The sequence below is a fragment of the Streptomyces sp. NPDC056503 genome (assembly GCF_042794995.1).
Taxonomy (GTDB): domain Bacteria; phylum Actinomycetota; class Actinomycetes; order Streptomycetales; family Streptomycetaceae; genus Streptomyces.
In genome coordinates this window covers 1-16,922 of sequence record NZ_JBHTST010000166.1, presented here as the reverse complement: position 1 = coordinate 16,922, position 16,922 = coordinate 1, and the positions used below count along the sequence as shown (strand labels likewise).

The 16,922-nt window shown below is 74.6% G+C and carries 13 protein-coding genes; 8 read left to right on the top strand and 5 right to left on the bottom strand.

The features are described 5' to 3' along the window. Positions 1-78: 78 nt before the first annotated feature. On the bottom strand, positions 79-444 hold the full coding sequence (locus ACFQ8C_RS32960) for a cupin domain-containing protein (RefSeq protein WP_383464948.1): 366 nt from the start codon (positions 442-444) through the stop codon (positions 79-81). Between the two features lie 174 nt (positions 445-618). On the opposite strand from ACFQ8C_RS32960, the gene ACFQ8C_RS32955 reads away from it, so the two are divergent. Together ACFQ8C_RS32955 and ACFQ8C_RS32950 are read left to right on the top strand one after the other, a co-directional pair. Next, the gene (locus ACFQ8C_RS32955) at positions 619-1,056 is read left to right on the top strand and encodes an SPW repeat protein (protein ID WP_383464945.1); all 438 of its coding nucleotides are present in this window, start codon (positions 619-621) and stop codon (positions 1,054-1,056) included. 273 nt (positions 1,057-1,329) lie between these two features. Next, positions 1,330-2,619, top strand: a complete 1,290-nt coding sequence (locus ACFQ8C_RS32950; RefSeq protein ID WP_383464941.1) for an ATP-binding protein — start codon at positions 1,330-1,332, stop codon at positions 2,617-2,619. Between the two features lie 56 nt (positions 2,620-2,675). Here ACFQ8C_RS32950 and ACFQ8C_RS32945 read toward each other — a convergent pair whose 3' ends face one another. Continuing rightward, positions 2,676-3,587 (bottom strand): carbohydrate kinase, encoded by a 912-nt coding sequence (locus ACFQ8C_RS32945; RefSeq protein ID WP_383464938.1) that lies wholly within the window; start codon positions 3,585-3,587, stop codon positions 2,676-2,678. A 242-nt stretch (positions 3,588-3,829) separates the two neighbouring features. On the opposite strand from ACFQ8C_RS32945, the gene ACFQ8C_RS32940 reads away from it, so the two are divergent. Beyond that, positions 3,830-4,447 carry a YdeI family protein gene (locus tag ACFQ8C_RS32940; protein ID WP_383464936.1) on the top strand — a complete coding sequence of 206 codons (618 nt, stop codon included), beginning with the start codon at positions 3,830-3,832 and terminating at the stop codon, positions 4,445-4,447. Between the two features lie 6 nt (positions 4,448-4,453). On the opposite strand, the gene ACFQ8C_RS32935 is transcribed toward ACFQ8C_RS32940, so the two are convergent. Beyond that, on the bottom strand, positions 4,454-4,954 hold the full coding sequence (locus ACFQ8C_RS32935) for a GNAT family N-acetyltransferase (RefSeq protein ID WP_383464933.1): 501 nt from the start codon (positions 4,952-4,954) through the stop codon (positions 4,454-4,456). A gap of 21 nt (positions 4,955-4,975) precedes the next feature. Between ACFQ8C_RS32935 and ACFQ8C_RS32930 the strand changes: the two genes are divergently transcribed. Further along, complete coding sequence (locus ACFQ8C_RS32930; protein ID WP_383464930.1) at positions 4,976-5,719, top strand: hypothetical protein; 744 nt, start codon at positions 4,976-4,978, stop codon at positions 5,717-5,719. A gap of 18 nt (positions 5,720-5,737) precedes the next feature. Here the strand turns inward: ACFQ8C_RS32930 and ACFQ8C_RS32925 are convergent, their stop codons facing one another. Further along, complete coding sequence (locus tag ACFQ8C_RS32925; RefSeq protein ID WP_383464927.1) at positions 5,738-7,567, bottom strand: hypothetical protein; 1,830 nt, start codon at positions 7,565-7,567, stop codon at positions 5,738-5,740. A gap of 175 nt (positions 7,568-7,742) precedes the next feature. Between ACFQ8C_RS32925 and ACFQ8C_RS32920 the strand changes: the two genes are divergently transcribed. Then, the gene (locus ACFQ8C_RS32920) at positions 7,743-9,236 is read left to right on the top strand and encodes a PP2C family protein-serine/threonine phosphatase (protein WP_383464925.1); all 1,494 of its coding nucleotides are present in this window, start codon (positions 7,743-7,745) and stop codon (positions 9,234-9,236) included. Positions 9,237-9,384: 148 nt separating this feature from the next. On the opposite strand, the gene ACFQ8C_RS32915 is transcribed toward ACFQ8C_RS32920, so the two are convergent. Beyond that, positions 9,385-10,875 carry a hypothetical protein gene (locus ACFQ8C_RS32915; protein ID WP_383464922.1) on the bottom strand — a complete coding sequence of 497 codons (1,491 nt, stop codon included), beginning with the start codon at positions 10,873-10,875 and terminating at the stop codon, positions 9,385-9,387. Between the two features lie 236 nt (positions 10,876-11,111). On the opposite strand from ACFQ8C_RS32915, the gene ACFQ8C_RS32910 reads away from it, so the two are divergent. From ACFQ8C_RS32910 to ACFQ8C_RS32900, 3 genes are all read left to right on the top strand, one after another. Further along, positions 11,112-12,248 carry an aminoglycoside phosphotransferase family protein gene (locus ACFQ8C_RS32910; RefSeq protein WP_383464919.1) on the top strand — a complete coding sequence of 379 codons (1,137 nt, stop codon included), beginning with the start codon at positions 11,112-11,114 and terminating at the stop codon, positions 12,246-12,248. Positions 12,249-12,467: 219 nt separating this feature from the next. Then, positions 12,468-14,495: an N-acetylmuramoyl-L-alanine amidase gene (locus ACFQ8C_RS32905; protein WP_383464916.1), complete on the top strand. Its 2,028-nt coding sequence runs from the start codon at positions 12,468-12,470 to the stop codon at positions 14,493-14,495. Positions 14,496-14,654: 159 nt separating this feature from the next. After that, on the top strand, positions 14,655-16,904 hold the full coding sequence (locus ACFQ8C_RS32900; protein ID WP_383464913.1) for a germacradienol/geosmin synthase: 2,250 nt from the start codon (positions 14,655-14,657) through the stop codon (positions 16,902-16,904). Positions 16,905-16,922: the final 18 nt, after the last annotated feature.

The following is a 16,922-nucleotide window of genomic DNA, read 5'->3' as shown; positions in this document are numbered from 1 at the left end:
GTTCGCGGCCGTCCCCGCCGCCCCGTGCCCAACCACCAGGGAGGTTCTCGCGCCGCCGGCGCCGGGAGGGAGTTCGCGTCAGGAGGACTTGGCGTAGTCGCCGAAGCCGTTCCAGTCGAGCGCCACGCAGGCTTCCTCGCCCAGGACCCAGGCGTCGTGCCCGGGGGTGACCTGCATGAAGTCGCCGGGGCCGAAGTCGCCCTCCTCACCGTCGTCCATGACGACGTGTATCCGGCCGCTGACGATGTAGCCGACGTGCGAGGCCTGGCAGCTGTCCGTCCCCGCGAGCGGTTTCACGTGCTCGGACCACCGCCAGCCCGGTTCGAACACGGCCCGGCCGACAGCGCCGTTCTCCGTGGTGAGCAGATCGAGCCTGCCCTTGTCGCCCTCGAAGGGGCGGGTCTCGTCCGCCGAGTCGAAGCTTCTTCGCGTGATGCCGGTCATCTCCGCCTCCCGGCGGTGAGCGGGTGCCCCGAGTCCTCTCTCAGCGTACGCCGCGCCGGTCGGCCGCTCTCGTCCCCGCTTCACATAAGGAACATATAAGGGCACAATGGGACTGCGGCATCCGTGCCGCGAGCGCGGTCCGACACGTAGCACGCCAGCAAGGAGGCGAGTCACATGGCCGACGTCTCTCATCGTCCCGGTGACATCTCGGGACACCCCGACGCGACGGAGATGCGCGAACGCTACGCGCAGATCATGCAGACCAGAGGAGTCGCGGCCGTCGAGGAGCTCATCATCCTCGCGGGCGTCTGGATCGCGGTCTCCGCCTACACGGTCCACTTCGCGGCCGCCAGGCCGGAGCTGGCCATCACCAACCTGGTCGTCGGCATCGCGCTCGCGGTCCTCGGCCTGTGCACGTCGATGGCCCCCGAGCGTTCCCAGGACCTGAACTTCGTGGTCCTGCTGCTCGGCGCCTGGACGATCGTCGCCCCGTGGGTCGTCACCCGGAACCCCGACACCGGCATGATCCTGAGCAACGTCATCGCCGGCGCGTGCGTCTGCCTGTTCGCCCTCACCGCGGGCGGACTGCTGATGAGCAAGCGCAGGACGTGAGACAGCCCCTTCCGTCCCCCACGGCGGCGCTCCCCCGGGAACGCCGCCGTACGCGTGCGCGGCCCGGACGCGCCGGTGGGCGTGGACGCCCGGACGGCGTCTTGCGCGTCCGCGCCGCCGACCCCGCCCGCGCAGCACTGCGCATCCGCGCCGCTCCGCCCAGTGACGAAGCGGCGCGTTTCCCCGTACCGCCTTGTGCAGGATGGCGCAGGCCCCGCCGCACCGCCCCCGCCTAGCCTCGCCGCAACGAGCACACGAGGGGCGGTACCACCGGTGAACTGGCACATCCACGACTACCGCGAGAACGATCTCGCCGCCGTCGTCCACCTGATCGACACCACGGCCGAGCTGGGTCAGGAGTCCGTCTTCTCGCTCGCCGAGTGCATCGGCGCGCTCACCTCCCGGCAGCCGGCCGTCGTCGCCGTCCACCAGGGCGTGCCCATCGGCGCCGCGCTCGCCTGCGTCTCCGGGGAGCGCGCCTGGGTGATGCGGGTCGCGATCGCCTCCGGCTGGCGCGGCCGGGGCCTGGCCAGCGCCCTCCTGGTGGAGCTGGAGCGGAAGCTGGTCGCCGCCCGCGCGGGGAGGATCGCGTACGTCCTGCCGGAGGAGGAACTGCTCGGCGAGGGGCTGCTGAACGCCGGGTACACCCGTCGGCCGGCGGTCGCGTACTTCGAGAAGACCGAGCCGCTGCACGGGCCCGCCGCCGGGCTCCTCGACGACCTCGGCGGCCGGCTGCTGCCGGGCGACCTGTGGGCGAAGGTGGCCGGCATGGAGCGGGAGAAGGACCTGATCGAGCGGCGCGTGGTGCTGCCGCTCGCCGAGCCGGAACGGGCCACCCGGCACGGGGTCCGGCCGCCCCGGGCGATCTGTCTCTTCGGCCCGCCGGGCACCGGCAAGACGACCTTCGCCCGCGCCGTGGCCTCGCGGCTGGGCTGGCCGTTCGTGGAGATCCTGCCGTCGCGCCTCGCCGACGGCGGCAACCTCGCGGCGGCGCTGCGCACCGCCTTCGCGCGGATCGCGGAGCTCGACCGGGTCCTCGTCTTCATCGACGAGGTGGAGGAGATCGCCCCGGTCCGCTCCGAGCCGGCGCAGCCGGGCGGGCTGCACGGGGTCACCAACGAACTCCTCAAGCTGATCCCGGGGTTCCGGGAGGGCGACGAGCGGCTCCTGGTCTGCGCGACCAACTCGGTCCGCTCCCTCGACCCCGCCTTCCTGCGGCCCGGACGCTTCGACTACCTGATCCCGATCGGCACGCCGGACAAGGCGGCCCGGGCGGCGATCTGGTCCCGTTACACGGCCGGCCGGCCGGAGGTGGACATCGACGAACTGGTCCTCGCCAGCGACCTGTTCACCCCGGCGGACATCGAGCACGCGGCCCGGGTGGCGGCGCAGGCGTCCTTCGAGCGGGACCTCGTCGGTGTCGGCGGGCGGGGCGGGGACGCCCCGGCACCGGGCGCGTGCACGGCGGACTACCTGGCGGCGATCGCCGCCGCCCGCCCCACGGTGACGCCGGAGCTGGTCGAGCGGTTCGCGGCGGACATCACGAGCCACGCCCGCACCTGACCGCCCCCCGCCGCCTCCCTTCCCTCGCTCCCGCCCTCGCTCCTGCCCCCGCCCCGTCACCCGGTGGCGAGGGCCGCGGCCAGCTCCGCCCGGTCCGGCGGCCGGGCGCCGGACCGGGAGACGGTGACCGCGGCCGCGGCCGCCGCCCGGGCCAGCAGCCCGGCGAGTTCGCCCTCGCCGAGCGCGGCGAGCGCGGCCCGGTCGCGGCCCGCGAGGGCGTCGAGGACGGCCGACATGAAGGAGTCGCCCGCGCCGACGGTGTCGACGACGGCGACGGCCGGCGCCGCGACGGCCACCGCGTGCTCCCGGGTCACCGCCAGCGCCCCGTCCCCGCCCCGGGTGACGACGACGGCGGCGGGCCCGAGCGCCAGCCAGCGCGCGGCCGCCTCCTCCGGCGGTTCGCCCGGGTAGAGCCAGGCCAGGTCCTCGTCGCTCGCCTTCACCAGGTCGGCGAGGGCGACGCACCGCTCGACCCGGGCCACGGCCGCCCCGTGTTCCCCCATCAGCGCGGGCCGCACGTTCGGGTCGTAGCTGACGGTGGCGGTGGGCCGGAGCCGCCCGGTCAGGGCGAGCACGGCGGCGGCGCCGGGCTCGGTGACGGCCGCGATCGAGCCCAGGTGGACGTGCCAGACCGGTTCCGGGGTCGCGGGCGGCTCCCCGGCGGTCAGCGTCCAGGCGATGTCGAAGGCGTACGTCGCCCGGCCGCGCCCGTCGAGGGAGACGACGGCCGACGGGGTGCGGGCCGGGGTTCCGCCGAGGGCCAGCCGCACCCCGGCGCCGGTGAGGTGCGCGGCGATGAGCCGTCCCGAGGGGTCGTCGGCGAGCTGGGTGAGCAGGGTGGTGGAGCGGCCGAGCCGGGCGAGCCCGTAGGCGACGTTGGCGGGGCTGCCGCCGGGATGGACGACGTCGGCGGCCCCGGGGTCGCGGACGATGTCGGCGACGCACTCGCCGATCACCAGGAAGGACATCGGGTTTCACAACTCCTTGGCGTGGGTGCCCTGACAGCCTGCCCGACCGCCGAGGACGTTCGGGCCGACGTGCCCGGAGGCGCGGGCGGCGTCCGGGGCGGTCGGGTCGATGATCCCGCGCCGCGCACCCCGTCGGGGACGGGGTGCGCGGACTCCCGTCGTGGCCGCGGAGCCCCGGCTATCTTCTGTGGGACAGGTGGGACAGGTGGGACGGGTGAGGGACGCGGTACGGGTGCGGGACGGTGCGCGCCGGTGCGGGGAAGGCGGACGGGGTGGAGTCGGTCGGTACGGACGAAGGGCTGGAGGTCCTCGCCTTCGACGGCGGGGTCGAGCTGGAGGACTGGCTGGCGGAGCACCACGGCGACACGGCGGGCATCTGGCTCCTGCTGGGCCGCAAGGGCGGCGGGCTGCCCTCGCCGACGGCGGACGAGATCCTCGACTCGACGCTGGCGTACGGCTGGATCACGGGCAAGCGCAAGGCCCGCGACGCCCGCTCGTACATCCAGAAGATCACCCCGCGCAGGCCGCGCAGCCTCTGGTCCCAGGTCAACGTCCGCCAGGTGGAGCAGCTGCTGGCGGACGGCCGGATGCGCGGTCCGGGCCTCGCGGAGGTGCGGGCGGCGCAGGCCGACGGACGGTGGGAGGCCGCGTACCCGTCCCAGAAGGACGCGACGGTCCCCGACGACCTGGCGGCCGCCCTCGCGGCCCGCCCCGAGGCGGCCAGGGCCTTCGAGGCGCTGGGCAGGACGGACCGCTACCTGGTGATCCTCTCCCTCTGGCAGGCGCGGACGGCGAAGACCCGCGCGGCGCGTGTGGAGCGGGCGGTGGACCGGCTGGCCGGGGAGGGCGGGCCCGCGTAGGGCCGGTCAGGCGCGGCGGCGGTACAGCACCTGCCGGGCGTCCCACTCCTCGAAGGAGTCGGCGTGCTCCAGGCCGACGGCCTCCAGGAGGCGGCGGGAGCGCTCGTTGGCCTCCTGGGTGACGGCGACGACGCTCGGGGCGGTCTCCAGGGTCCGGGCCACGACGGCGGCCACCGCCTCGCGGGCGTAGCCGTTCCCCCAGTGCTCGGGCAGGAACTGGTACGAGACCTCGGTCTCGCCGCCGTGGCCGGCCGCCTCGACGGTGACGAGTCCGAGGACGACCCCGTCCTCCGCCCGCACCACGGCGTGGAAGCCCGGAGCGCCCACGATCCGCCGGCGCCGGATCCGCACGACGGACTCGATGACCGGCCCGCCCAGGTGCCGCCGCACCTCCGGATCGGTCCAGAGCCGTGTCACGGCGGGCAGGTCCCCGCTGCGCACCGGCCGCAGCTCCAGCCGCTCGGTGCGGAGGGCGCCGGCCGGAAGTCGGGGAAGCGAGACGGTCATACCTCAGATCATCGCAGGCCGGTGGGCCCGTCAGCCGCCGACCGGTCCGGCGCCCCGGCTGCGGACCAGCGGGAGGTACACCTCGTCGACGATCTCGACGAGGACGTCGACGACGAGCGGGTGGCGGTGCTCCGCCGCCCGGACCGGCTGCGGGCGGTGCTCGGCGGGACGCGGGCCCGCGTGAACGCCTTCCTCGCCGAGGCGGCGGCGGTCGTCCGGGCCCGCTTCGAGGGCCCGGTCACCTACGCCTCCGTCCCCCTCGAAGCCGTCGACTGGACCCCGTTCGACCTGGTCTCGGTGGACGTCTACCGCTCGGCCGAAACCGCCGACGGCTTCGCCGCGGGGGTACGGGGCATGGTCGCGGCCGCCCACGGCAAGCCGGTGGCGGTGACCGAGTTCGGCGCGGCCTGCTACCGGGACGCGGGCGACCGGGGCGCGCTCGGCCTGGAGGTCGTCGTGTACGACGCCTCCGGCCCGGTCCGGCTCACGGGGGCGTACGAGCGGGACGAGGAGGGCCAGGCCGCGTACGTCCGCGAACTCCTCGCCGTCTTCGACGCGTCAGGCGTCGACACGACCTTCGTCTTCACCTTCGCGCTCCACGACCACGTCCACCGCCCCGACGGCGACCCCCGCCGGGACCTGGACCTGGCGAGCTACGGACTGGTCAAGGTCTACGAGGACCGCAAGGGCACCCGCTACCCGGACCTGCCGTGGGAGCCGAAGGCGGCGTTCGACGCGGTGGCGGAGTACCACGGCGCCTCCTGACCGGCCGCCCGCGCCGGGTCAACGGGTGTGCATCCGGCGGCGCAGGGCCTCCAGGGCGCCGGGGCGCCGGCCCGGGACGCGGCGGCGCAGGGCCACGAGCGTGGGGCCGAGGGCGCGGGCGCGGGCCGGATCGGTGATCTGCTCCCACTGGTGGTGCGCCCGGTCCACCGCCCCTTCGACGTCCCGGTCGTCCGGCTGCTGGCGCAGCCCGAGCCGCGCCTCCGCGACCGCGAGCCACAGCTCGCAGCTGCGGGCCGGCTCCCCCGCCAGCCGCGCGAGGTCCGCCCGCACCTCCATCCAGTGCACCGCCTCCCCCGACCGGGGCCCGAACCGCCGCAGCGCGTCCCGCTCCCACGCGGCCGCCATCTCCGCCGCCTCGGCGTGCCGTCCCGCCATCGCGGCCGACAGGATCGCCGGATGCGGATCGTGCGGGGCCGGCGCGACCGGCGCGGCCGCACCGTAACCAGCCCGCCGAGGATCGACGGCCCCCGGCACCGCGCCCGCCGCGTCCCCGGCCGCCGCGGTACGGGACCGGTCACCGGGCTCCCGAACCGGCGCGGGCGCCGGAACGACCGGCGCGACGGGAGGACGCGGCGGTACGGGCGGGACCGCCGCCCGCCCCTTGCCCGGCACCAACTTCACCGTGCCGCCCGCCACTCCGTCCTCCCCGGGCTCGGCTGCGACCGGACGCCCCGGACCGCCCCCCGCCGAGGCGGGCACGAACCCCTCCGGAAGAGACGGCACGGTGGCGACGGCGACCTGCCCGCCCCCACCCGCGAGCGGCAGGTCCGGGCCTACGGCCGGAGCCGGAGCCGGGACCGAGGCCGGAGCCGGAGCCGGGGCCACACCGGGAGCCGGAGCCGGGGCCACACCGGGAGCCGGAGCCGGAGCCGAGGCCGGAGCTGGAGGCGTGGGCGGCTGCGGCGCAGGGGGCTTGGCCGGGACCGGGACCGGGACCGGGTCGCCAGACGGCACCTGGGGCGGAACCGGCGTCGGAACCGGCGCGGGCGCCGGCACGTGGACCGGGACCGGGGTGGGCCGTGCCCGCTCCGGGTCCCGACGCGGAACCGGCTCCGGAACGGGCGCTGGTGACGGACCCTCAGCCGACACCGCCGCCCCCACCCCCGCCGGCACCGGCACCGGCACCGGCACCGGCACCGATCGGCCGTCCATCGCCAGGAACAGGGATCGCGGCGACCGGGTCCGGGTGGCGGCTTCCTCGTGCAGGACGGGGAAGGGGGCACGGGTGCCGGTGCGCCACTGGTCGGCCCAGGCGCGGAGGTAGTCGGGGGTGAGCAGCTCGCCGCGGCGCGGGGGCGCGGTGACGCGGGCGTAGAGGGCGGGGGTCGGGTTCAGGCGGAGGAGCTCGGGGCCGGCGGTCAGACGGGCCCAGGCCTCCGGGTCCGCGACCAGGTCCGCCACGACGGTCGTCGGGCCTGCCGCCGCCGCCTCGGCGAGCCAGTGCCACGGGAGCGCCGTGTAGCGGAGGGCCGCCGTGGTGCTGCGGGCGAGCGCGAGGTGGGGCAGCTGCTGTCGGCGGTCCAGGTGGAGCTGGCCCGCGAGGTAGACGACGAGCGGGCCGGGGCCCCGCGCGGCGGCGCGCAGCCGGGTGAGGACGGTCTGCGGGTCGATGGGGTCGGCGAGTTCGACGAGCGTCGCGGTCGCCGTGCCGGTGAGGACGCCGGGCGGCACCGCCGCGAGCGCGGGCAGCACGGACGCCGCGTCCATCGCGCGGCCGCGCCCCGCCGGGGCCGCCGCGAGCAGCACCGCCGTGCCCGAAGCCACCGCCGCCTCCCCCGTGTCCGTACCCACCGCGCCCGCCGTACCGCTCGCTTCGTCGCTCACCACACGTGCACCGTAACCCGTGGTGTCGTGGCCGATAACGGCCGGGCCTTTGGCATATGTCAGAAGCACCACCGGATCGAGTGTTGCCAAACCCCTTACGGCCACTGGGACCCTGTGCCACAGTCGTCCCAGGCCCTGTTTCCATGCGGGCCGCGCCGCGCCTGTATCGGAGTACGACATGCCGTCCCCACTCTTCGCGGACCGTCCCGCGCAGCCTCCCGAGCCGGGTGCGGTGGACGCGCTGATCTCGCAGACGAGACGCCTGCGCGGTGAGGTCGACGCCGTCCGCCGGGACACCGCCGCCCACGACGACGATCCCCAGCAGCGCTGGCAGCGCGCGCTCTGCGATCTGGCGATGCATCAACTCGACGATCTGGGAGCCCAGTTCGGGCAGCTTCGCGACGGCGCCCCGGCGGTCACCCCGGAGGACGCCGACCCGGCGGACCTCGCCCCCGAGGAAGACGACCTCGTCTTCGACGACTCGTTCACGAGTGATGCCGGCGCCGCGTACGGCGAGGCGCCCGCCCCCACCGGTTCGCTCCTCACCCGGGTCGGCAGCGCCGAGTGGAACCTGCTGACCGACGAGGTGAGCTGGTCCGAAGAGCTGTTCCAGATCTTCGGACGCTCCCGCGAGCGCGGCCCCATGTCGCTCGACGAGCTGCCGACGATGGTGCTCGCCGAGGACCAGCCGCGGCTCCAGGCGATGGTGACGGACTGCCTGATCGACGGCAAGCCGATCGACGGCGAGTTCCGGATCGTCCGCACCGACGCCGCCGTCCGCACCGTGCACATGACCGGCGAGCCGGTGCTGGACGCCGACGGCTGCACGGCCTCCATGTGGGCCGTCCTCAGGGACGTCAGCGAGCTGCGGCGCAGCGAGCGCGCCGTCCGGGAGAGCCGGGACAGCCTGGAGCACAGCCGCCGGGTCGAGCGCACCGAGCGGCGGGTCGCGGTCGAGCTCCAGGAGGCGGTCCTCCCGCCCTGGCGCGGCTCGCTCCGTTTCGCCCACGACGGCCCCGCCCCGCTCGACGTCGCCGGGCACTACCTCCCGGCCGCCTCCACCGACCTCATCGGCGGCGACTGGTACGACGCCCTCACGCTGCCCTCGGGCGACGCCCTGCTCACCGTCGGCGACCTCACCGGCCACGGCGTGGCGGCGACGTCCTCGATGGCGATGCTGCTGGGCGCGCTGCGCGGCATGGCCGTGGCCGGCATCCGGCCCGGCGCCCTCATGGGCCACCTCAACCAGCTCCTGGAGAGCTCCGGTCAGCCGGCCCTCGGCAGCGCCATGTGCTGCCGATACGACCCGGTGGCGCAGACCCTGGCCTGGGCGCAGGCCGGACACCCCGCCCCGCTGCTGTTCCGCGGCGGGACGGGCCGTCCGCTGAGCCGCCCGGAGGGCGTCCTCCTCGGGGCGACGCCGAGGGTCGCGTACGAGGAGACCGAGACCCGGCTCCACCCGGGCGACGTGCTCGTGCTCCACACCGACGGGCTGACCCGGACCGCGGGCGCCTTCGGCGACGAGGCCGGACTCGCCCGGCTGCTGACCCTCGCCCCCCGGTTCGCCCAGGCGCGGGACGCGCAGGAGTGCCTGCGGTCGGTCCTGGAGGAGTTCGGCGAGGACGCCCGTGAGGACGACGCCTGCCTGATGGTCGTCCGCGTCGGCCCCTGAGGCCGGCGGGCGGACCGTGCCGGTTCCCGGGGCGGTCCGGTGGCGCTGACCCCACCGCGCGGAGTGTCGTACGCAGGGCAGGCCGGAGCCCGATCCGGTGTGCCCTCATGTCCGTACGCGTACCGCTGCCCGGGGCCGTGCCCCGTCCTCAGACGAGGCCCGTCCTCGGGGTCTCCGGCGAGCGCGGCAGCTCGACCTCCAGCTCGGCCCGCAGGTCCTCGATCTTCGAGTAGCCCGAGTACTGGCCGGTCAGCCGGTACATCTCGCGCAGCCGGTGCCAGGTGCGGTGCGAGGAGGTCTCGCCCATGGAGATGAGGGCGAGCCGGGCGTAGCGGTCGGCCTGCTCGGGGTCGTCGGCGATGAAGCAGGCCGAGGCCATCGAGATGTGGTCGAAGAGCTTGGAGCGGTCGTGTCCGTCGCTCCGCAGGTCCAGGGCGAGCCTGGCGTGGTGCTGGGCGGTGGCCGCCGCCGACGGGTCGTGGTCGGCGAGGGTGCGGTAGGCGAGGGCCTGCATGCCGTGCATGTCGGCCTCGTCGAAGCTCTGCATCCAGCTCGGCGTCTCGTCGTGCTTGTCGGAGACGAAGAGGTCCTCGGCCTCGCCCAGGGTGCGGCGCATCGCCTGCCCCCGGCCCATCGACGCCTGCGCCCACGCCTCGATGGTGTGGAACATCGCCTGGGTGCGCGGCAAAAGCCGTTCTCCCGCACCGGACTTGGCGAGCTCCATCAGGTCGAGGGCGTCGTCGGGGCGGCCCAGGTGGACCATCTGGCGGGCGGCGCGGGAGAGCGCCTCGCCGGCGCGGGGCCGGTCGCCGCTCTCGCGGGCCGCGTGGGCGGCGATGAGGAAGTACCGCTGGGCGGTGGGTTCGAGGCCCACGTCGTGGGACATCCAGCCCGCCAGGACGGCGAGGTTGGCGGCGACGTCCCAGAGCCGGCGCTGGAGGTGGTCGGCGTGGCGGTAGGCGAGCATGCCGCCGACCTCGTTGAGCTGGCCGACCACCGCCTTGCGCTGGAGGCCGCCGCCCCTGGAGGCGTCCCAGGCCCGGAAGATCTTGACCGACTGCTCCAGCGCCTCGATCTCCTCGGAGCCGATGGGGGCGGCCTCGTAGCGGTCGAAGCCGGCGGGGTCGGCGTGGTACGGATCGGTGGCGCGGGGCGCCGCGGCGGGGCGGGAGGGCTCGGTCCTGAGCCAGTCGTTCAGGGAGCTGTTGAGTGCGGATCCGGCGGTGAGCGCGATACCCGCGCCCATCAGGCCGCGTCGGTTGAGCATGAGGTCCATTCCCGTGAATTCGGTGAGGACCGCAGCCGTACGGTCGGGAGCCCAGGGCATTCCGTCAGGGTTCTCGTCGTTGTTCCTGACGGCCTGCCGCGTTCCGGCACGCCCGCGTCGTACGAACCCGAGGTCCTCGATGGTCACGACACGACCGAGTCGCTCGGTGAACAGGGCGGCCAGCACCCGGGGTACGGGATCGCGCGGGGTCTCTCCCCTGTCGATCCAGCGTCGCACCCGCGAGGTGTCGGTCGACAGTTGGGGATGGCCCATGGCCGCCGCCTGTCGGTTGACCAGTCTCGCGAGTTCGCCCTTGGACCAGCCGGCGAGGCCGAAGAGGTCCGCCAGGCGGGTGTTGGTCTGTCCTGTCACGTCTAAGCCCCCAGGTTCTCGGCTGAGTTGACAGTAGCCCGCTGTCATAGGGCTGGCGACTATTCGCCAGGGTTCGCCAGGGTGCGCTCGATGTTCCGCCACCCGCGCGCGGGTGTCAGGTAGGTATGCGCCACCCCGCCCCGTCGACCGGCCCTCATTTTCCCCAGGGTGCGGACCGGGGGCGGGCGGGGGCGACGCACGCGATTCGTCGGCACACGAAGGGATCTGTCACCTCCATGTACACAGCATCGTCCTCCGTGTCCGCCCCGCCCCGGCCGCAGACCCGCCTGGTGCCGGCCGGTGCCGGACCGTACCTCGCCCCCGCGCAGCGGGCCGTGCGTCCGCGGTCCTGGGCGGCCGGGACCGGCACCGGACCCGGTGCCCAGGTCAGTGGCAGGATCGACCTCTCCGGTCCGCAGGGGGCGCAGCTGAAGGTCGCCATCGCCTCGGTGCAGCGGATCTGCCCGGAGTTCAATCCGGTGCAGGTGCTGCGCCGCAGCGGCCGGTCCGTCCTGATCGTCGGGACGACCGGACGCATGACGGCGGTGGCGAAGTGTTTACTGGACCACTCCCCCGCGTGGGTCGAGCGGTTCCGGCACGAAATAGCTTCCTACCGTTCTTTCGTACGCCACCGTCCGCCGGTGCGCGCGCCGCGGCTGATCGCGGCGGACCCGGAGAACTGCGTCCTGGTGATCGAGCGGATGCCGGGACGGGCCGCGGCCCTGTCGCGCCACCCCGTGGAGGCCCCGCCGAGGGCCGACGTGCGGGCGGCGCTCGGGGCGATCGCCCGGCTGAACGCCTGGCGTCCGCCGGCCGGGACCTTCGACGCGCCGCTGGACTACGGGACGCGGATCGCCCGCTACCACGAGCTGGGTCTCTTCACCGACCGTGACCGTGACGACCTGCAGAAGCTGCTGCACGGCCTGGCCCACGCGGGCGGCCGGCAGGGCATGGGTCAGTTCTGCCACGGTGACGCCCTGCTCTCCAACATCCTCCTCTCCCCCGCCGGCCCGGTCCTCGTGGACTGGGAGCACGCGGGCTGGTACCTCCCCGGCTACGACCTGGCGACGTTGTGGACGGTGCTCGGCGACGCGCCGCTGGCCCGGCGGCAGATCAGCCAGATGGCCCAGCAGCAGGGCCCGGCGGCCCGGGACGCCTTCCTGGTGAACCTGATGCTGGTGCTGACGCGGGAGATCCGCACGTACGAGACGGCCGTGCAGCGGACCATCAAGGAGGCCCCGCCGGCGGGTTCGGTGCCGATGAGCTCGGGGGCGCTGGCCCCCGGGGAGGAACAGCGGCTGCTGCTGAGGCGGCTGCACGACGACTGCGCCATGGCACGGCGGGCCGTGCGCGCGGCGGTCGGGACGCGCTGAGCGTCCCTGCCGCGAGGCGGGGGCCGCGCCGCGCACCCGGTGCCGACACACCGGGAGTGCGGCGCTTCGCCATGTCCGGGGACACGGCCGACGCACGCTCATTGGTCGAGACCACCGACGCGCCGCCGGTGGGCGGGCCGTCATCGCGAAAGTCGCCCCGATCGGCCCACACGGCCGCGCTGACGTGGGAAGTCACCTGCGGCGAGGGGTGATTGACGGATGGTCCGGGAGCCGCTACCCCTGTACGGGTTCGGTTCCCGCACGCCCCCGTGTCACCCCCCGCCCCTGGAGGCTGCCTTGCTCCGTTCCGCGTCCCGAGGCCGTGTGCTCTCGCTCGCCGCGTCCGCCGCCCTGCTCCTCCCACTGCTCTCGGGCGCGCCACCGGCCGGTGCCGACGCGCCCGAGGCGGACTCGCTCCAGAGCCGGTTCGCGGCGGCGGCCGAACGCCACGGCGTGCCCGTCAGCGTGCTGCTCGCCGTCTCGTACCTCCAGTCGCGCTGGGACGGGCACGCCGGCGCGCCCAGCGTGACCGGTGGCTACGGGCCGATGCACCTCACCGACACGGCGACGGCGCTGGCCCGTTCCCTTCCGCACCACTCGGCGGACGGCGAGGACGCGCGAGGGGACGCCGCCCGGCCCGCCCGCACCGTGGCGGAGACCGCCCCGCCCAGGCCGGAGGAGCTGCCCGCGCGGCTGCGGACCCTGGAGCGGGCCTCGGCGCTCTCCGGGATCCCGGCGGAGGAGCTGCGGACCTCGACGGCGGCGAACATCGAGGGCGGCGCGGCCCTGCTCGCCGCGGCCCAGCGGGAGGCCGGTATCGCGCCGAGCGCGGACCCGGCCGACTGGTACGGGGCGGTGGCGCGGTACTCGGGCGCCGACGACACGGCCACGGCGGCGGCGTACGCGAACGACGTCTTCGACGTGATCAGGACCGGCGAGGCGCGGGTCACGGACAGCGGGCAGCGGGTCGCGCTGCCCGCGGCTCCGTCGGTGGCCCCGGAGACCGGCCAGGTGGCCGCGCTCGGGCTGCGCGCGCCGGAGCGGGGCCCGGTGGAGTGCCCGACGACGGTGGCGTGCGAGTGGATCCCGGCGCCGTACGAGGAGTTCGGCGACGGCGACTACGGCAACCACGACAAGGCGGACCGTCCGGTCTCGCAGTCGATCGACTACATCGTGGTCCACGACACCGAGGCGACCTGGGACGTCACCCTGAAGCTGGTGCAGGACCCGACGTACGTCTCCTGGCAGTACTCGCTCCGCTCCTCGGACGGCCACGTCGCCCAGCACCTGCCGCTGAAGGACGTCGGCTGGCACGCGGGGAACTGGTACGTGAACGCCAAGTCGGTGGGCCTGGAGCACGAGGGCTTCCTGACGGCGCCGGACTCCTGGTACACGGAGGCGATGTACCGGTCCTCCGCGCGGCTCGTGCGGTACCTGGCGAAGCGGTACGACATCCCGCTGGACCGGCAGCACGTCATCGGGCACGACAACGTCCCGGGCACGGTGACGTCGTCGATCCGCGGCATGCACACCGACCCGGGGCCCTACTGGGACTGGGCGCACTACTTCCGGCTGCTCGGGCGGCCGCTGACGCCGAGCGCGGGCCCCCGGGCCGGTGTGGTGACGATCCGGCCGGAGTACGGCGAGAACCGGCCCGTGTACACGGGGTGCGCGGCCGCCGGGGAGGCGTGCGCGCCGCACGGCAGCGGCGCCGTGCGCCTGCACACCGCGCCGAGCGCCGACGCGCCCCTGGTGAAGGACATCGGACTGCGGCCCGGCGGGCAGGACTCGACGACCGGGGTCAACGACACCGGGGCGCGGGCGACGACGGGGCAGAGCTACGCGGTGGCGGAGCGCCGGGCCGACTGGACGGCGATCTGGTACCTGGGGCAGAAGGCGTGGTTCCACGACCCGGAGGCGGCGCCGACGGCGGTGAACGCGCGCGGGCGGGTGCTGACGCCCAGGGAGGGGCTGGCGGAGATCCCGGTGTACGGGCGGGCCTATCCGGAGGCGTCGGCGTATCCGGCGGGGGTCCCGGTGCAGGCGGTGTCGCCGCTGCCCTACCGGCTGCTCGCGGGACAGCGGTACGTGGTGGGCGGCAAGACGCCCGGGGAGTACTACTACGCACCGGTGTTCGACAGCAGCAACCACCGGGTCGTGCGCGGAGAGCAGGGGTACTACCAGATCCAGTTCGGCCATCGCATCGCCTTCGTGAACGCCGCTGACGTGCGGGTTTCCCAGGGCTGAGCGGGTTTGGCCGAAAAGCGTGGGGTGGTGTCGGGGCTCCCCTCCGACACCACCCTTTCCTGTGCTCATACGACTATTCCCGACCCCGGGTTCGGCGACCGGGGCAGGGGTAAGGCTGGGCCGGAACAGCACCCCTCCCCCGGAAAGGCCCGTCCGCACATGCCTCAGCCCTTCGTCATGCCGGATTTCTATGTCCCGTATCCGGCGCGCCTCAATACCCATGTGGAGGCCGCCCGGACGCACACCCGGGACTGGGCCCGCGCGATGGGGATGCTGGAGGGCTCGGGGGTCTGGGAGACGGCCGACCTCGACGCGCACGACTACGCGCTGCTCTGCGCCTACACCCACCCGGACTGCGACGAGGACACGCTGAACCTCGTCACCGACTGGTACACGTGGGTCTTCTTCTTCGACGACCACTTCCTGGAGGTCTTCAAGCGCGCCCAGGACCGGGCGGCCGGCAAGGAGTACCTCGACCGGCTGCCGCACTTCATGCCGGCCGACCCCGCCACCGGCATGCCCGAGCCCACCAACCCCGTCGAGGCCGGCCTCGCCGACCTGTGGCGGCGCACCGTCCCCGCCATGTCCGACGGCTGGCGGCTGCGCTTCGCCGAGGCCACCGAGGCCCTCCTCTACGAGTCCCTGTGGGAGCTCGACAACATCAACGAGGGCCGGATCGCCAACCCGCTCGAGTACGTCGAGATGCGGCGCAAGGTCGGCGGAGCCCCCTGGTCCGCCGGGCTGGTGGAGTACGCCGCCGGGGCCGAGGTCCCCGACCGGGTCGCCCGCTCCCGTCCGCTGCGCGTCCTCCGGGACGCCTTCTCGGACGCCGTCCACCTGCGCAACGACCTCTTCTCGTACCAGCGCGAGGTCGAGGACGAGGGCGAGAACAGCAACGGCGTGCTCGTCCTGGAGCACTTCCTCGGCTGCTCCACCCAGGAGGCCGCGGAGGCCGTCAACGACCTGCTGACCTCACGGGTCCAGCAGTTCGAGAACACCGCGCTCACCGAAGTGCCCGCGCTGGCCGTGCGGGAGGGCCTCACACCGCTGGAGTGCGCGGCGATCGGCGCGTACACCAAGGGCCTCCAGGACTGGCAGTCCGGCGGCCACGAGTGGCACATGCGCTCCAGCCGGTACATGAACGAGGGCATGGCCGACGGCACCGTCGACGCGTCGGCCGCCGGCGCCCCCGCCCTCGGCACCGGGATCCTCGACATCCGCACCCTGCTCGGCGGGCGGCCCGCCGAGGGCCGGCTGCGCAGCCTCACCCACACGCCTCACCAGGCCGTCGGCCCCCTCCCCCTGCCCGACTTCGACCTGCCGTACCCCCTCGCGCTCAGCCCGCACCACCAGGAGGCGAAGCGGCGCTCCGAGGACTGGGCCGAGGCGGTGGGGCTGCTCGACGACATCTGGGACCGGCCGCTGATGGAGGGCTTCGACCTCGCCCTCTGCTCGGCCGGCATCGACCCCGACGCCACCCTGGAGGAGCTGGAGCTCAGCGCCCTCTGGCTGACCTGGGGCACCTACGCCGACGACTACTACCCGCTGGTCTTCGGACGCTCCCGCGACCTGGCGGGGGCGCGGGCGCAGACCGCCCGGCTGAAGGCGTGCCTGCCGGTGGACGACCCCGCCTCGGCCCGGGAGTTCGCGGGGAACCCGCTGGAGCGGGGGCTCGCCGACGTGTGGGCGCGGACCGCCGGACCGATGGGCCCCGAGGCGCGGTCCGAGCTGTGGACCTCACTGGACCTCATGCTGGAGAGCTGGATGTGGGAGCTGCACAACCAGGCGCAGCACCGCGTGCCCGACCCGGTCGACTACGTGGAGATGCGCCGCAGCACCTTCGGTTCCGAACTCACCATGCTGATGGGCCGGTTGCGCAAGGGCGACGTGCTGCCGGAAGCGCTGCACCGCTCGGGCACGGTCCGCAGCCTGGAGAGCGCGGTGGCGGACTACGGGGCGCTGGTCAACGACCTCTTCTCGTACCAGAAGGAGGTCGAGGTGGAGGGCGAGCTGCACAACTCCGTCCTCGTCCTGGAGAAGTTCTTCGACGTCGACCGGGACACCGCCGCCGGCATGGTGCACGAGCTGATGCGCGGCCGCCTGCGCCAGTACGAGCACCTGAAGCGGCGTGAGGTACCGCTGATGTACGCCCACTTCGAGCTGGACGAGGAGGGCAGGGCCGCCTTCGAGGCGCGGCTGCGGGAGCTGGAGGAGTGGCTGGCCGGGGTGCTGCACTGGCACCGGAGCGTACGGCGGTACGGCGCCGGTGACGTGCGGTCGGGCGCCGGGACCCCGCTGCTCCGCGACCGCTCCGGCGGCACGGCGCCGGAGGCGGACTGGACCGTGCCGCAGGGGCTCGGCACCACGGCGGCGCGCGTCGCGACCGCCTTCGCCGGCGTCCCGTCCTGACACGCGTGAGGGCCGCCC